Annotated in this window: 12 protein-coding genes and 1 pseudogene; 9 read left to right on the top strand and 4 right to left on the bottom strand. The window is 61.4% G+C overall.

What is annotated here, in order from left to right; genetic code table 11:
• Window positions 1-1297 precede the first annotated feature (1297 nt).
• The 3 genes from A8V01_RS05015 to A8V01_RS05005 all read left to right on the top strand — a co-directional run bounded on the left by A8V01_RS05015 (window position 1298) and on the right by A8V01_RS05005 (window position 3912).
• Window positions 1298-2218, top strand: a complete 921-nt coding sequence (locus A8V01_RS05015; RefSeq protein WP_103094839.1) for an iron-containing redox enzyme family protein — start codon at window positions 1298-1300, stop codon at window positions 2216-2218.
• A 22-nt stretch (window positions 2219-2240) separates the two neighbouring features.
• On the top strand, window positions 2241-3002 hold the full coding sequence (locus tag A8V01_RS05010) for a histidine phosphatase family protein (protein WP_103094931.1): 762 nt from the start codon (window positions 2241-2243) through the stop codon (window positions 3000-3002).
• Between the two features lie 73 nt (window positions 3003-3075).
• On the top strand, window positions 3076-3912 hold the full coding sequence (locus A8V01_RS05005; RefSeq protein ID WP_103094838.1) for an NAD(P)H-hydrate dehydratase: 837 nt from the start codon (window positions 3076-3078) through the stop codon (window positions 3910-3912).
• A gap of 29 nt (window positions 3913-3941) precedes the next feature.
• Here the strand turns inward: A8V01_RS05005 and A8V01_RS05000 are convergent, their stop codons facing one another.
• Window positions 3942-4688: a dienelactone hydrolase family protein gene (locus tag A8V01_RS05000; RefSeq protein ID WP_170065836.1), complete on the bottom strand. Its 747-nt coding sequence runs from the start codon at window positions 4686-4688 to the stop codon at window positions 3942-3944.
• Window positions 4689-5510: 822 nt separating this feature from the next.
• Between A8V01_RS05000 and A8V01_RS04995 the strand changes: the two genes are divergently transcribed.
• The 3 genes from A8V01_RS04995 to A8V01_RS04985 all read left to right on the top strand — a co-directional run bounded on the left by A8V01_RS04995 (window position 5511) and on the right by A8V01_RS04985 (window position 8280).
• A complete protein-coding gene (locus A8V01_RS04995) occupies window positions 5511-6098 on the top strand; it encodes a cysteine hydrolase family protein (protein WP_103094836.1) in 588 nt (195 codons plus the stop codon).
• Between the two features lie 290 nt (window positions 6099-6388).
• Window positions 6389-7147 carry an SDR family oxidoreductase gene (locus tag A8V01_RS04990; protein WP_103094835.1) on the top strand — a complete coding sequence of 253 codons (759 nt, stop codon included), beginning with the start codon at window positions 6389-6391 and terminating at the stop codon, window positions 7145-7147.
• Window positions 7144-8280 (top strand): glycoside hydrolase family 130 protein, encoded by a 1137-nt coding sequence (locus A8V01_RS04985; protein WP_103094834.1) that lies wholly within the window; start codon window positions 7144-7146, stop codon window positions 8278-8280. The genes A8V01_RS04990 and A8V01_RS04985 overlap by 4 nt, the downstream gene beginning before the upstream one ends.
• Window positions 8281-8338: 58 nt before the next feature.
• Here A8V01_RS04985 and A8V01_RS04980 read toward each other — a convergent pair.
• The 3 genes and pseudogenes from A8V01_RS04980 to A8V01_RS04970 form a co-directional block, all read right to left on the bottom strand.
• Window positions 8339-9138: pseudogene (locus tag A8V01_RS04980) on the bottom strand (YihY/virulence factor BrkB family protein).
• Window positions 9139-9452: 314 nt separating this feature from the next.
• Window positions 9453-10373: a cation efflux transmembrane domain-containing protein gene (locus A8V01_RS04975; protein ID WP_103094833.1), complete on the bottom strand. Its 921-nt coding sequence runs from the start codon at window positions 10371-10373 to the stop codon at window positions 9453-9455.
• Window positions 10370-10804 (bottom strand): hypothetical protein, encoded by a 435-nt coding sequence (locus A8V01_RS04970; RefSeq protein WP_103094930.1) that lies wholly within the window; start codon window positions 10802-10804, stop codon window positions 10370-10372. Before A8V01_RS04970 ends, A8V01_RS04975 begins: the two co-directional genes overlap by 4 nt.
• A 481-nt stretch (window positions 10805-11285) precedes the next feature.
• Between A8V01_RS04970 and A8V01_RS04965 the strand changes: the two genes are divergently transcribed.
• Genes A8V01_RS04965 through A8V01_RS04955 form a run of 3 tightly spaced genes read left to right on the top strand, consistent with a single transcriptional unit; the run spans window position 11286 to window position 14964 of the window.
• Window positions 11286-11786, top strand: coding sequence for a 2Fe-2S iron-sulfur cluster-binding protein (locus tag A8V01_RS04965; protein ID WP_103094832.1), 501 nt, complete (start codon window positions 11286-11288; stop codon window positions 11784-11786).
• Window positions 11783-12763 carry an FAD binding domain-containing protein gene (locus A8V01_RS04960; protein ID WP_103094831.1) on the top strand — a complete coding sequence of 327 codons (981 nt, stop codon included), beginning with the start codon at window positions 11783-11785 and terminating at the stop codon, window positions 12761-12763. The genes A8V01_RS04965 and A8V01_RS04960 overlap by 4 nt, the downstream gene beginning before the upstream one ends.
• A complete protein-coding gene (locus A8V01_RS04955) occupies window positions 12760-14964 on the top strand; it encodes a xanthine dehydrogenase family protein molybdopterin-binding subunit (protein WP_103094830.1) in 2205 nt (734 codons plus the stop codon). Before A8V01_RS04960 ends, A8V01_RS04955 begins: the two co-directional genes overlap by 4 nt.
• The last annotated feature ends 327 nt before the right edge of the window (window positions 14965-15291 follow it).

The following is a 15291-nucleotide window of genomic DNA, read 5'->3' as shown; positions in this document are numbered from 1 at the left end:
GATCGCTCTTGGACCCCTTGTTACTGCACCAAAGCTGGGACCCGCCACAATCGCTTTCCTCCCCAGAAAGCATGACGCCCCATACCCAGGTCTCGCGGTTAGTCGCGATCCCCTTCAACAGCCCGCTCTCATCGATGAATGATCGTTTCAATCCTCAGTCGGGCGCAGTGGCCCGTCAACTCGGCACTATCGAAATGCCTGCGTCATATCCAACGCTAACATCAGGACATTGATTCGCCAGGAGACGCCGGTGAAGCTTGCTGCTGAACGACTGCTGCGCAGAGCAAAGAAAGAAGCCCGAAAGGCCGAGGATGCGCTCCGGCGCGGCAGGTGCCTCACTGCAGTGTACGCGCACCGCGAGAAAGCCGTAATGTATCAAGCGAAAGCGCTCCTCATGTATCATGGCGAGACTTGCCCATAGGAAGGGGCGCCACTGCTGAGCCGCTTCAAGCTCGTAATTTCACACCACAATCCAACCCCACCGTTTTTTGGTCCAGCAGCCTTTCCTCATCGCGAATTCGGTCGGGATAGTGCGCTCGCCGAAATGGCGAAGACGGCCATCCGACTGCAGACCTTCCGGGTCCCGGTGAATGCGCGAAGCGCACACCGAGACCCGTTATCACCCGGCCTCTATGTAACAATATCCCGCGCCTGTACGTAGCTGCCACCCGGCCGTGCTCATAATATTCTCGTCACAGCACCAAAGATAAGGTCGGCACGTCAACCAAAAAAGCCGCAAGGCGCTCAGCTCATGGGAGGCACACGAGACAGCAAGAGGCGAGTAGAGCAAGCCGCATCCTGTCTTTCGTCTGGGTCTGCTCGTCTTATCGGCACCTCTATTCAGATGAACGGGGGAGCGGCAGGGGCGCAGCGGATTTATCCGTATATGCCAAATTCAACCATGCCACCACCCGTGCTTCTCCTGGCAGCGCAGCCAGAGGAAACGAACGCCTTAAGAGCGCGGCTTGAACGTGAAGGCCATACCGTCCAGCATTCCAGAACGGCGTGGGACGCCCTAGCCATGTTCGGCACCGCGTTCCCGGAAATGGCGTTCATCGGAACGACACCGCGCACCCCTTGCCTCGATCTCCTGATCGAGGATCTGGAGCGGTACGGCATCCCGGTTTCGTACGTCAACGCTAGGTCGCCTGAGAAATGGAGGCCCGCGTCCATCCGACATCCACGCACCTCGTCGGCACGCCACGGCCTTGATCCACCCCGGTGTCGGACATGAGCGCATCCGCTCGTCATGACTTCAGAACACCCACGAACCGCAATAAAATTGAGGAATGCCCCGATGCTGGCCTTTGCCGCCCAATCCGATCGGTCGATAGATTTTTACTTTTCCGACGACTTTCAGCAATCGCTGGCTGTCTGGAATCGGAAAAGACTCGCACCGCAGTTTCCCGGCCAAAACTGGCGCGAAGAGCTCCAAAACGACGCGCGGATGCAGATGCTCGAAGGGGACTTCATCGAGCACATGAGGGGGCTCGTCCAAAAGCAGGCAATGGAAGCACCCACTGATCCGGCCGCGTTTGTCAAATGGTTCGAGAACCTCGCGGAAACCGGACCAGGACAGAACGACCCCTTATTCCCGTGGCTCGCCGAGGAAGCTTCCCGTGACGATTTGAGGTGGTTCTTCGAGCAGGAGGCTGCGGGCGAAGCTGGTTTCGACGACTTGGTGGCGATGACGCAGATCAAGCTCCCCGATCAGGCGAAGATGGAACTGGCCCGCAATTACTGGGACGAGATGGGCTGTGGCAATCCCAAGGGAATGCACGGCCCCATGCTGCACGTTGTGGCTGAAGCGCTGGATGTCGCACCCTCGATACAATCCACGGTGCCGGAAAGCCTTGCGCTTGCGAACGCGATGACAGCTATGGCCACCTCACGACGCTATGCGTGGCATTCGGTCGGTGCGCTGGGGGTGATCGAACTAACAGCTCCGGGCCGTTCCGCGCTAGTGGCAAAGGGCCTGCGGCGGATTGGCCTGTCAAATCGAGAGCGGCGATACTTCGATCTCCACGCAGTTCTTGATGTCAAGCATAGCCAGACCTGGAATCAAGAGGCGCTGCGACCGCTCATATCCGAAGATGGCAACCGCGCAGCGGCGATCGCGGAAGGCGCGCTGATCCGGCTTCTGTGTGGCAAGATGTGCTTCGAGCGGTACCGCGCCAAACTTTGGGCAAACGGAACTGATCGCAGCTTGGCAGCCTGAGGAGCCTGACCCCATGGCACGTATGCCAGCATCACACCGGTGGCCGAGAACCTTATGGCTGGTACGTCATGGCCAGAGCGCCGGTAACGTGGCGCGCGATGAGGCTCATGCACAGGGACATGCCCGTATCGCGCTCGAGCATCGCGACGTCGATATGCCTTTATCGAGATTGGGCGAAGAGCAGGCCCGTGCGCTGGGCCACTGGTTCGCGGACGGACATGAAGGTCAGCGGCCGGAAGTTATACTGTCCAGTCCCTATCTTCGCGCGGTCCAGTCGGCTGAACTTTTCCGCGAGGCGGGCGGATGTTCGGCAGACCTGCGCATTTGCCTGGACGAGCGACTTCGCGAGAAGGAGTTCGGTATCCTTGACGGGTTGACGAGCGCCGGAATTCGCGAGCTCCAGCCCGAGCAGGCTCATTTTCGGCAAGTTCTCGGAAAATTCTATCATCGCCCGCCGGGCGGAGAAAGCTGGGTGGATGTCGTTTTCCGCCTGCGCGCGCTAATGGATACCGTATCCTTGCACTACGCAGGCAAGCGCGTGATGATCGTAGCGCACCAGGTCGTGGTGTTATGCATGCGCTATGTCCTGGAGAATTTGTCCGAAGCGGAAATACTGGAGATCGACGCGCTTGGCGATGTCGCCAATTGCAGCATCACCCAGTACAACCTGGAGCCGGCGGATGACCACCTCACCCTGCAGCGATACAATGTCACAGCGCCTCTCAAGCGCGAAGGTACGGCAACAACGCGGGCGCCTGACTCCATAGTTGCTGCGCGTGGCTGACAAGGGGACGCCCGTTTCCCCGCCGGTCGTAGCGCCGCTGGATCGTGCTACTCTGCGCGATCACCCGTTGCCGATGCCTTCGGGCGAGGTCGACAAGAATTCCCGAGGCAGGGTAACGGTCATTGGTGGATGTCTCGAGGTACCAGGCGGCGTGCGTCTCACCGCGGAGGCCGCCTTGCGTTCGGGCGCCGGCAAGGTCAGGATCGCGACTGTCGCGCCGATTGCCCATATGATCGGCACGCTCTTTCCGGAAGCGGCCATTACCGCCCTTCCCACCAGCGCGTCAGGGGAAATCGCCGCTTCTGCGTCCGAAATCTCACCGCTCTTGGGCAAGTGCGATGCAATCGTGGTCGGTCCAGCCATGTCGTGCCGGCATCACGCGTCGCGCCTTGTCGATACGCTCCTCGACAGCATTACGCTCGACCATAGGGTTGTGATCGATGCTGCCGCGCTCATGTCGCTTTCGCAGCACGCGGACCGGCTGAAAAAACGCACGCGCCCTGCCCTCTTGACCCCTCATCCCGGCGAGATCGCCGCAATGCTCGACATTGACGGGGCAGATCTTGCATCGGACGCAGTTTCGATCGCCATGCTCGCCGCCCGGCGGTTCAATGCCGTTGTCGTACTCAAAGGTTCCTGCACGACCATCGCCAATCCCTCAGGGGCAATCTACGGCTTCAATGGAGGCACGACTGGGCTGGCGACCAGCGGATCGGGCGATGTGCTTGCCGGCATAGCAGGAGGGTTGCTTGCCCGCGGTTGCGAGCCGCTGGACGCAGCGCTGTGGGCGGTTTGGCTCCATGGCGAGGCCGGACGCCGGTGTGCCGAAACAATAGCGCCCCTCGGCTTCCTTGCCAGCGACCTGCTTCCGCTCATTCCCGGTCTGATGCATTCAGCGGGGCAATCCTGACAGCCCGTCAAGCCACCCTTCGGTCGACGTCAACCCCTGTCGGAGCGTTTGAACGAAATGTCAAAGAACCGCAGCATTGCGGCCCATGAGCTCTCATCCGCTTCGGCGTGATATCCCATTGTCGGATCGCCAAGTGCATCAACGGAGCTGTTAGTGAAGCTATGGAGGGCACGGCCATAGATACTCAGCTGCCAGTCCGCTGCTGCCAGGGCCATTTCTGCCTGAAATGCCGCGATATGGTCGGGCGGCACGAGCGGATCGAGCCCTCCCGTGAACACCGCGATCCGCGCTTTTAGCGTGTCGCGCGACGCAGGGCGAGAAGTGTTCAACAGGCCATGAAAGCTTGCAACCGCGCGAACCGGGACGCCGCTACGAGCGAGCTCAAGGACACAGAACCCGCCGAAGCAATACCCAAGCCCGACGATGTCTTCAGGCTCCAGTCCCGAAATGTCGCTGAGCGCGGCGAGCGCGGCTTGGACTCGACTGCGCAGCCTATCGGGCTCGGCCCGGAAGCGCTTCAACGCCTCCGGAATCGCTTCACCTTCCAGGACCGCTCCCCCGCCGTGCATGTCTGCTACAAAGGCGAAGTAGCCCAGCTCTGCAAGCTTGCGGGCATGATGCCGAACATTGCCACCGATGCCATCGGCTTCATGGACAATCAGGGCTGCGCGACCATTGCCTGCGCCGATGGGAGGGTAAATCTCGCCATGAAGAGTGACATCGCCGTCGTTGTAAACGTGGAGTTGTCCTGCCTGGCCGCTGCGCGGATCACACACTATCGCATTTCCTTTTCGAACCTTTGCTCTTGAACAGCCGAGCGTGGTCGAGGTTCGCAGCAATCGCGCACGATCACGGTACGCCGTGCCCGGCGCACCACGGTAGTCCCAAGCCGGAGCATCGTCCGATCACCAAAAAAACGATGCGCTTTCCAGTAACCCGCGCTACCCAATCGATCTCAATACACAGCGATTTTTCCTCACGCTGTTCAGGCGACTTTTCCCGGCGAAGCATGGGGCTGTACGGTTCGATGCGCTCCAGAAGCAGTGAGCCACGGAGAAGTTTCTTGCCGAGACCCCACCCGGGTAGCCTGCATTGTTATGAGTGCACGGGATCGGGGCAGACCGGCGTTCCCGGGCGTCTACGGCCGCTACCGAGAGATAAAACCGGGCGAAGTAATTGGCCGCAGTCAATCCTGCCAGCCTCACATCAAGGATCAGGCAGAAGAAGAAACGAACCATGGCGCTAGAAAGGCATGGCGGTGACCGCAAATTCCCCTTGGAGGAAACTCGACCAACGACCGGGTTCTCGCCGGCAATCGGAACCTGGATGACGGCAACCGCGCGGGGAACCCGGCCGAGCTCGAGCGGGTTGGCATCAGAGGGAAAAAATGAAAGGCAAAAACATGGGAGATGAGGTGCGGCGGACCGGCGCAGCATCGCGAGCGGTGCAGAGTATGAGATCGATTACTTCGCCCAAGCGCTCGGCAACGATCGCGCGAAGCTGGATGCCATGGCGGTCCGGATCGCAAGAGCATAGGGTCGGGGCTGACTGATGAGGTCGGCCTTAACTTTCAGGTCATCATCCCCAGAGACGATGAGATGAGTGCCGGCAAGCTCGAAACGAGCGGCGGCCGCGCTGGCCTGCTGATCCTGGACATGGTCAATTGCTTCGACTTTCCAGGCGCCGACGATCTCGAACCGCGAGCCCTCCGGGCGGCCCTCACCACGGACCGCCTGCGCCAGCAGTTTCACGAGCGTGAATGGCCGGTCATCTACGTCAATGACAATTTCGGGGAATGGCACTCAGAGCCTTCCCGGCTGATTGCCCGAGCTTTGGAAAACGATAACCCGGTCACCCGGCTTCTACAGCCGTCCGATCAAGATTATTTCATCATCAAACCGCAGTTCTCCGGATTTTACTCTACGAATCTTCCGGTGCTTCTGCCCCGGCTCGGCGTGCGCCGACTCGTTCTGACTGGCGTTGCGACCGACATCTGCGTACTGTTCACAGCTGCGGATGCGCATATGCGTGAATACACGCTGTGGGTACCGCAAGATGCCGTGGCCGCCGAAGACGACAAGCGGGGAAAATGGGCACTACAGATAATGGCGCAGAGCCTGGGTGCGCAGACTGCTGCCACATCAGAGCTGTCCGTGGATGAGTGGCTCGCCAGTCTCGAAGACTGATCACCGAACCAGCGCCCGCATGCTCCTTTCATCATCGCCGAGGAGAGGAACATAGACCGATTGTGGCCACGGTCTCTATCGCCTCTAAGTTCGCGCGGGTGCCGGAAGGATGCCATGCGAATTCGGCCACTGATCGCCATTTTGAACCAAACGAGCTCAACGACCTGAAAAAGCGGGCGTCATTGAAACGCGATCAGGAAATATGCGCGTGAGTCTCCAATGCGCATAACCTCGGGAACGGCGGTGCCTTGCATGCTGTTGAAAAGGGTCAGCACCACGCAGGAGCCATCATGACCGACCTTGCCGATGCCCATACCCATATGCCTTCGCTTCGGGGGCGACAGGCGATCATATCGGGCGGGACTACCGGCATAGGTCGGGCGATCGCGGTATTGCTCGCAAGCGAGGGGGTGAAGGTGTTCATTTGCGGCCGGACGCCTGAGCATCTGGAAGACGCGCTGCAGCGTATCAGGGAAGTCGGCGAAGGTGACGGCATTGCCCTCGATCTTGCCGAGCCTGACGGCGTGCAGCGTTTCTTCGACGCCGCTGCCAGATACGTGTCGTCGCCCGACGTCGTGGTGGTCAACTCCGCGGTGGCTGCCGGCAGTCTGTCTGAGATGAGCGCGGCGCAGGTCCGCTATGCCATCGCGAGCGACTTCACCGCCTATCTGATGACCGCCCACGCCGCCGAGCATGCCTTGCGCGGCGAGGGGGACATCGTGCTCATCGGGTCGATGAGCGCCCATGTGCTGGGGCCAGGATCGACCGTATACGCGGGGATGAAAGCTGGCATTGCCGGATTTTCGGAGGCGCTGCGCCGCGAGCTTGGGTCAAAGGGTATCAAGGTTTCGCTGGTCGAGCCCGGCAAGACAGGGGCCGACATGCAGTATCCGGACATCCCGGACGAAAAGCAGCGCGAAATGATCGAAGCCGAGACCATGCTGCGCGCCGAAGACATCGCGGTCGGTGTCCACTATCTGCTGACCCAGCCGCGCCGAACGGTCGTGCAGCAGCTGACGATCGTGCCCCGTGCGCTGGAAGGCGAATGAGGTACGCGATCGATCGCCTGGTCATCACCCCGCACGACATTGACCTGTTGCGCTCGCCTCTCTCAGGACATCTGGACGCTGAGACTTACGTGCTGGGCGCTTTCAACCCGGGGCTGACCTCCCTCCCCAACGGCAATCTAATGGCCATGGTACGGGTCGCGGAAGCACTGCGTCATCCCATCGGCAAGGGGCATATACACTCCATCCGCTGGGAAGCGGGCAGCGGCGATGGTGGCCGCTATGTGCTGGACGCATGGCCGCTGGAGCATGCCGACGTTGCTGATCCGCGCAAGTTCATGCTGCGGGGGGGTGGCTGGCGGGTGATGGCGCTGACCTCGCTCTCGTGGCTGTTGCCGGTCGAACTGTCCCCGGATGGGCTGCAGATCGTGGCCTTTCATTATGATCGAGCGATTGCCCCTGCGCACGACTTCCAGTGCTATGGCGTGGAGGATGCGCGGATCAGCCGTGTGGGCGATCGCTATCTCATGACCACATGTTCCGTCAGTCCGGAGCGGCATTCCACGACGTTGTACAGTTCTCGCAACGGGCTTGACTGGCGTTTCGAGGCAATCGTGCTCGATCACCAGAACAAGGACATGCTGATTTTCGAAGGTTTGATCGACGGTCAGTACTGGGCGCAGACCCGTCCGCTTGGCGATCTGTACTTCGCGTATCCGCCGGGCAGCGAGTGGCGCGCCGGTCCGTCGATAAACCTTGCCCATTCTCCGGACGCGCTGTTCTGGAAACCGTGGCACAGGCCGGGGATCCGCCCGCACGCCGCGACTATCGCCACTTCCCGCATGGGCGGCGGCGCCCCACCAATCCTGACCGACGAGGGGTGGCTGACCTTATGGCACGGCGTTGAGCCGCACGAGATTGTCGGCATCTACCGCACGTACTGGTCGCTGCTGGACCGGGACGATCCCAGCAGCGTGATCCGGACAGAACATAAGCCGCTGCTGGAAGCGAACCCGGAGCTGACCCGCCCCCTGGAAGACCTGATGTACGTGCGCGATGTCGTCTTCACGACCGGCATCGTCGATCGCGGCGAACACTACGTCGTGGCTTCCGGGGAGGCCGATCTCGCCTGCCGCATCACGCACGTCCCCAAGTCACGCTTCCGCTCGTCTTAGCTGCCGAAGTGCTTCTGGTGTCCACGTGCGAAGGCAGGCCAAGCGGCCCCCGCTGATTTTAGCCGACATGCGCGACGGTATCGGCGGCATAGGCCCCGCGCTCACCCAAAGCTTGCTCCAGGCCAGTCGTCGTGTCGCGTGCTGTCTGTCGCTCAAGCTCGCAATTCAGTTCCGCGCCGAGGAGCAGGACGTAAGCCGAGAGATACAGCCATGTCAGCAAGACCGTCGCCGCACCCAGCGAGCCATAGGTCGCGTCGTAGTTGCCGAAGTTGGCAACGTAGAGGCCGAACCCGAAAGTCATGATCATCCATGATACCGCCGCAAAACCGACCCCGGCGTCAACCATCGCCATTTGGCCTGCGCCCGGTCAGGGCCGTACCGGTAGACCGTCGCAGCAAGCGCCGTTCCGACAGCGCCGACCAGCAAGTAGGAAAGGATCGTCAAAAGGACGGCAACGAAACCGGGAGCCGATGAAGAAAGCGCGGATAACGCCGAGAGGCCGGCGATCGCCGTCATCGCGAGGATTGCGACGAGCACGCTTCCGGATGCGATCGCAAAAGCTACGAGGTTGAGACGCATGAAGCTGCGGCTTTCCTCTTCATCATAGGCGATATTGAGCGCGACAATGAGCGCCGAGGCGCCCTTCATCACGCCGTATAAGGCAATGGCCATAGCGATCAGCAGACCTATTCCTTTCTTTCCGTCGGAGGTCTGCACGACATTGCCGAGTTGCTCGCCGATAAGCCGTGCCGCCTCCTGCGGCATCATCGCCGTAAGCGACGCGATGTTGGACGCCACCGTCTCCGGTGTCGCGACCAGCCCATAAGTGAGGACAATGGCACCGAGCGTCGGCACCATCGCGAGGACTGCGCAGAACGCAACGCCGGAGGCTATCAAACCCAGATTGTCGCTACTTGCCTCGCGCCAGGCCCGCATGATGATCTGCTTCCATCCGGAAGACGGAATGGCCAACGGCGTAGTCGCCTTCAGACCTGCAGCGGCATCGCCATCGATTTCGGGCACGCTGTTTCTCCTCTTGCGATAGCAAACAGCTTGCGGAACAACGCGTTGCATGGTCGCGAAACTTTGTATCCCGAAGGCACGGCCCATCGCCTGACCAGTGCCTGGATAAGGATGAGCGAAAAGCAGCAAGCGTGCCGCAGGCGCGCTTATCACTCCTGATCGGGCGGAACGAAGCTCACCTGGGCCAGCCTCCAAGCCCGCTCTTTCCCCCTCGGCCAGTAGTGGCGCGGATGTCTGGGCTCGCACGGAGGGTGCACGCCATGCACTTCGGCACGGATAAGCCGCCCGGTTTCGCGCAGACGAATGGTCGCCGAAGGGAACTCGCTACGAAGCCGCTCTTCCAACGCCAGCGCATCGCCCGACAGTTCCGGGCCCGAAAGCGCACGAGGCGAACCGTCCACAAGCTCGGCCGTCGAGGACCGCAGCGCCTTAACCCCGTCGCTGATGACATCGATCGAGATGATGGCGGCGGCAACCGAATCCGCCCACCACCAGCCAAGGCCCAGCCCGACGATGCCAGCGAGCCCGGCGGCTCCGGTCAGCCAGTTCGCCTTGTTCATCAATGCATCGGTGTGCAGCAGCTTGTCGTTCAGCTTTTCGGCAAGCGGAAGTTCTTTGCGCCCGATCAGCATCGGAGGAACGAGGGAATAGAGCTGGGCCGCAATCATCAGCCATCCCAGCCAGAGGTCATGGCCGAAAAGAACGATCGAGCCGACGGTTGCGTGCTCGGCTGCGACCAGCGCGGTGGCGGCGTTATAGAGCAGTAGTAGGCCGACCGCGGTAAGGGCGACGGCGGCGACGAAGAAGCCAAGACCGTTCACCCGCTCGAAGCCGAAGGGAAACCGTTTCGATCGCTTGCCCGTCAGTTCCATCCTTGCGGCGATAAGGAACATTATCGGGGGGACCACGCCCAGCGTATCCTCTACCCAGGCCGTCTTCATGGTTTCGCTCTGGCCCATTACCAGCCCCATCACGACTACAATCGTCGCCGTCCAGAAGAGGTTCCAGTACTCCAGCCTGATGGCGGCGCGCATAGTGTCGCGTAGTTCGTTCGGAAGACTATTCGTCATTGGCCGCTCGCTTCACGAGACACGGCCCGCGAGGCCCGCTCGACCAGCATGATCCACCGGTTCTCTCCGTTACGCATGGCGGCCTTCAGCTCAATCGCGTGCTTGCCGGCTCCTTGCGAGGCGAGCGCGGGACCGAAAGCCATCTCGGTCTCCCACGGGCTGGCCTCGCTGAAGGAGCCGATGACGAGATCGGCTCGTCCCTGCGAAAGATGCTCAAGAAGCACCTCCTGGGGGCCATGAATGACTTGTGGACGCGCTCGTGTTCGCTTCGCGATCTCCGCCAGCAGTCTTCGCGCCGCAGGACTCTCGTATGCACCCGCCACCAATCCAACCGTGAAGATATGGTTTTTCTCGACCCTGGCCAGGGTCCCGGCCGGGTCCCGTGGCAGACCTTCGCATGCGGAAAGAAGAAGCGGTAAGGCGAAGGCCATTATCCATCTCATGTGATCTGCCACGCTTGTTATTCTGGTCTTCAAGGAACGGGCGACCTCTGGTCTTGTTTCGTCAACATAACGATGCGACCACAGACATGTGTGGGAGTCTCGCCGGGGCGCCTCCCGGCGTCAACGGGCGAGTTCGCGGTCACCCAGATCCCATGAACGCGCGACGTCTGCCCGTGGCATGGAGTTTGATGCGAAAGTCGCTCGTCACCCACTTGAGACCGTCGCGCGGCGCGCACTTACAGGTTGGACCAGGCTTTGGTAACAAGCCGACGACGCGGCTCCACTAGTATGACTAATGGGAGCTACGTCGCCTCGGCAACACCCATACAGTCGCTGCGGCGAGCACATTGATCTGGGTTAGTCGGATGCAACAAACCCGCAGCGCTAAAGTTGCTAGGATTGGCCTGACTGACTGCCATGCTGTCCGGCCCGCCGTCGGTCGAGAGGCTGGCGCTAGCGCGAGGGAACGATGCCACTGACGATCAACGGAACCGATCACGACTTCATCGGCGATCCCCGGACCACTCTGCTCGACTACCTGCGGGACGAATGCGGCCTGACCGGCACCAAGAAGGGCTGCGATCACGGTCAGTGCGGCGCATGTACTGTTCTGGTCAATGGCCAGCGCATCAACAGCTGCCTGACTCTCGCGGTCATGCACGAAGATGATCAGGTAACGACGATCGAAGGCTTGGGTACCGCGTCAAACCTTCACCCGCTGCAAGCGGCGTTTGTGCGGCACGATGGCTATCAGTGCGGTTATTGCACGCCGGGCCAAATCTGCTCTGCCAAGGCGATGATCGATGAGGCCGCAAACGGCTGGCCGAGCTTTGTGACTGCCGATCTTTTCGAGCCCGTTAAGCTCACGACAGACGAGATACGCGAGCGCATGAGTGGTAACCTGTGTCGCTGCGGGGCCTATTCGAACATTGTCGACGCCGTCACAGAAATCCTGGAGACAAAGCGATGAGGGCTTTTACCTATAGCCGCGCCGCAGCGGTAGCGCATGCCTGCCAGCAGACGCGTGATGGTGCCCGCCTCATCGCCGGCGGGACCAATCTGCTCGACTTGATGAAGCTGGAGATCGAGGTTCCCGAGGTTGTCATCGACATCAATCGGCTCGACCTCGCAAATATCGCGCAATCGGGTGCCGGCCTGCGCATCGGTTCGCTGGTCACCAATAGCGCCTGCGCCGCCCATCCAAGAGTTCGTGGCCATTATCCGGTGCTTTCCCGCGCGATCCTTGCCGGGGCGACTTTTCAGCTGCGCAACAAGGCCACCACCGGCGGCAATCTGTGCCAGAGAACACGGTGCTACTACTTCTACAATCGCGATCAGGCCTGCAACAAGCGCGATCCCGGCAGCGGTTGCAGTGCGCTTGAGGGCGCAAATCGCATCCACGCGATTCTCGGCGCCAGCGAGGACTGTATCGCGACCTATCCCGGTGACATGGCCGTTGCCCTGGCCGCGCTCAATGCCGATGTTGAGGTGACCGCGCCGGACGGATCGGTGCGAAGCATACCGGTGCGCGAATTCCATCGTTTGCCAGGTGACACACCGGATCGCGACAACGTGCTGGAGCCGGGCGATGTCATCACGGCAGTGACGCTTCCCGCCCCGGTCGGCGGCACACAAATCTATCGCAAGGTGCGCGACCGGGCCTCCTACGCCTTCGCGCTCGTGTCTATTGCCTGCGTGCTGAAGATGGACGAAGGACGGATCGCCAGCGCCGCCCTCGCCTTCGGCGGTTTGGCCCACAAGCCCTGGCACGATTCCGACATGGACGAACTGCTTACCGGCAAGGCACCATCCGACACGCTGTTCGAAGCCGTCGCCGATCTGCTGCTCGATGGCGCCTGTAGTTACGGCCAGAACGATTTCAAGATTGGCATGACGCGCCGGGTGCTCAAGGCGGTGCTGCGCGAAGCAACGGGGATGCAGGCATGACGCGCTCCTACATCATGGATGAACCCGACGAGCGCAATCGCCTCGACGCCATGGCGCAAGGGGTAATCGGCCGCCCCCTCGACCGGCCTGAAGGTCCGCTCAAGACGTCGGGCACGGCCACTTACGCTGCGGAATACCGTATGAACGGCCGCATCGAGGGCGTTCTGGTCACTGCGACCATTGCCAAGGGAGAAGTAACGGTCCTCGATGAGTCATCTGTGCGTGATTTTCCGGGCGTGATCGCGGTCATCAGCGACGATCGCATGACTGCCCGGGCAGCCCAGGGCGGCGCAGGCAAGTCCCCGGTGCGCAAGGTGCGGGAGGTCCGGTACTACGGCCAGCCAATCGCGCTGGTGGTCGCCGAGACATTCGAGCAAGCCCGCCACGCCGCCAAGGCGCTGCGGATCGAATATCGCGAAGATGCCGCTGCTCTGGTGGACGCGCAGGATGACGCGATTGCCTTCGAGCAGTTCGAGGAGCCCATCATCCAGGGCGACCTCGACAAAGCCCTCAACGAAGCTGCGCATACTGTCGATGTGACGTACACGACGGAAGGCCACAACAGCGCCGCGATGGAACCACACGCCAGTATCGCCGATTGGGACGGCAAGATACTCACGCTCCATTCCAGCTTGCAGATGCTGCGCTTCAATCGCAAGGAATTGGCCGACGCCCTGGGCATCGATCCGGAACAGGTCCGGCTCGTTTCGCCATACGTCGGCGGCGGTTTTGGCTCAAAGCTTGGCATCAGCCCGGAGGGTGTCGCCGCAGCGGTGGCGGCGATCCGACTGAAGCGACCTGTCCGTGTTGTCATGCTGCGCCAACAGGTTTTCCAATGCGTGATGCGCCGCTCCGAAACACGGCAGCGCGTGCGCCTTGCCGCTGATGCACAAGGCCGACTGAATGGCTTTGGGCACGAGGCCTGGGTTACCAACCTGCCGGGCGAGGAGTTCGCTGAGCCGGTGTTGCAGGCAAGCGAATTCCTCTATGCTGGCGAGAACCGGGTGCTTGATTTGCAACTCGGTCGCATCCACCGTGTGACGGCGGGGTCCGTGCGCGCGCCTGGTGAAGCGGTCGGCATGCAGGTGCTGGAAGCGGCGATGGATGAGCTGGCGGAGGCGATCGGGATCGATCCCGTTGAACTCAGACTGCGCAACATTCCCGAGAAGCATCCCAGCGAGGGAACTCCCTATAGCTCTCGCAAACTGGAGGAATGCCTGCGGCGCGGCGCAGAGCGCTTCGGATGGGACGCGAGCCCCCGTAAACCATGCCTTCGGCGCGAGGACGAATGGTGGGTCGGCACCGGCATGGCCACGGCAACGCGCGTGCATAATCTCAACGAAGCCTATGCCCGCGTCACCCTGCGGTCAGATGGGACCGCCGAAGTCGCCAGTGACATGACCGACATCGGCACCGGCACTTATGCGATTCTTGGCCAGATTGCCGGCGAAATGCTCGGTCTCGATCCTGCTGTTGTCACGGTGCGGCTTGGTGATACCCGCTTTCCGCCAGGCTCCGGCTCCGGGGGGAGTTGGGGGGCGTGCTCCACCGGTTCGGCAGTCCTCGAGGCCTGCGAAGGCGTTCGCGCTGCGCTGGCAGCGAAGCTGGGCTGCGAGGAGGCAGCCCTCAAACTGAAGGATGGGCATGCTTTCTCAGGGGCCGACAAGGTCGCTCTTTCTGATCTGCTGGGGGGCGTGGATGTGGTCCAGCTCGGCCATTTCAAACCCGGCAAGATTACCGAAGCGTTCTCCGCTGCCATGTATGGCGCGTTTTTTGCCGAAGTCGGGGTGAATGCTTATTCGGGAGAGGTGCGGCTGCGCCGTTTTACGGGAGCGTTCTCCCTCGGCCGGGTGCTCAATGCGAAGACTGCCACGTCGCAGTGCATGGGCGGCATGGTTTGGGGTATCGGCAGTGCCTTGACCGAAGGGCTGACCTTCGACCCTCGGGATGGACACATCGTCAATCCAGATTTCGCCGAGTACCACATTCCGGTGAACCTCGACGTCCCGCACCTCGACGTGCTTCTGGTCGAAGAGCGCGATCCGGCTGGCAGTCCGCTGCAGGCAAAGGGTGTCGGCGAGCTCGGTATCTGCGGCGCCGCCGGTGCCATTGCGAACGCCGTCTACAACGCGAGCGGCGTACGAGTCCGCAGCTTTCCGATCACGCCGGACAAGGTGCTGGTCGGTTTACCGGAGATTTAAGCTGAAGAGAAAGCCGCGATGTATCACGAACGAAGCTTCACATAGCCGCGAGTGCGGCTTTTGGTGGCGCGGCGCTTGTGGCCCTATACCGATTCTGCCCGTCGCGGCGCGCAGGCGTCGAATGACCCCAACATGTGGGTTACCCTCCCCTCAGCATTCCGAAGCCGGTGGCGAAGGATCTTTGGATCGTCGATGACACAATGGCCGCGGCCGGGATACGGGAAGGTGCATCCCGCGTGGTGGCTGGGCCTTGCTTCACTCCTGCTTTTACAACTGGCCACTGAGACATTGGGCCGCAGTACGATCGCCGCGTCAATCTATGAGCAT

Origin of the sequence: Novosphingobium guangzhouense (genome assembly GCF_002896965.1) — a bacterium.
Lineage (GTDB): Bacteria > Pseudomonadota > Alphaproteobacteria > Sphingomonadales > Sphingomonadaceae > Novosphingobium > Novosphingobium guangzhouense.
The sequence above is the reverse complement of the archived record's forward strand: the minus strand, read 5'-3'. Positions and strand labels throughout refer to the sequence as shown.

Excerpts from the sequence above, each read along its gene's own strand:
- A8V01_RS04970 (WP_103094930.1), bottom strand. The coding sequence starts at position 10,804 with ATGGCCTTCGCCTTACCGCTTCTTCTTTCCGCATGCGAAGGTCTGCCA.
- A8V01_RS04955 (WP_103094830.1), top strand. The coding sequence starts at position 12,760 with ATGACGCGCTCCTACATCATGGATGAACCCGACGAGCGCAATCGCCTC.
- A8V01_RS04995 (WP_103094836.1), top strand. The coding sequence starts at position 5,511 with ATGAGTGCCGGCAAGCTCGAAACGAGCGGCGGCCGCGCTGGCCTGCTG.
- A8V01_RS05010 (WP_103094931.1), top strand. The coding sequence starts at position 2,241 with ATGCCAGCATCACACCGGTGGCCGAGAACCTTATGGCTGGTACGTCAT.
- A8V01_RS05015 (WP_103094839.1), top strand. The coding sequence starts at position 1,298 with ATGCTGGCCTTTGCCGCCCAATCCGATCGGTCGATAGATTTTTACTTT.
- A8V01_RS04990 (WP_103094835.1), top strand. The coding sequence starts at position 6,389 with ATGACCGACCTTGCCGATGCCCATACCCATATGCCTTCGCTTCGGGGG.
- A8V01_RS04960 (WP_103094831.1), top strand. The coding sequence starts at position 11,783 with ATGAGGGCTTTTACCTATAGCCGCGCCGCAGCGGTAGCGCATGCCTGC.
- A8V01_RS04965 (WP_103094832.1), top strand. The coding sequence starts at position 11,286 with ATGCCACTGACGATCAACGGAACCGATCACGACTTCATCGGCGATCCC.
- A8V01_RS04975 (WP_103094833.1), bottom strand. The coding sequence starts at position 10,373 with ATGACGAATAGTCTTCCGAACGAACTACGCGACACTATGCGCGCCGCC.
- A8V01_RS05005 (WP_103094838.1), top strand. The coding sequence starts at position 3,076 with ATGCCTTCGGGCGAGGTCGACAAGAATTCCCGAGGCAGGGTAACGGTC.
- A8V01_RS04985 (WP_103094834.1), top strand. The coding sequence starts at position 7,144 with ATGAGGTACGCGATCGATCGCCTGGTCATCACCCCGCACGACATTGAC.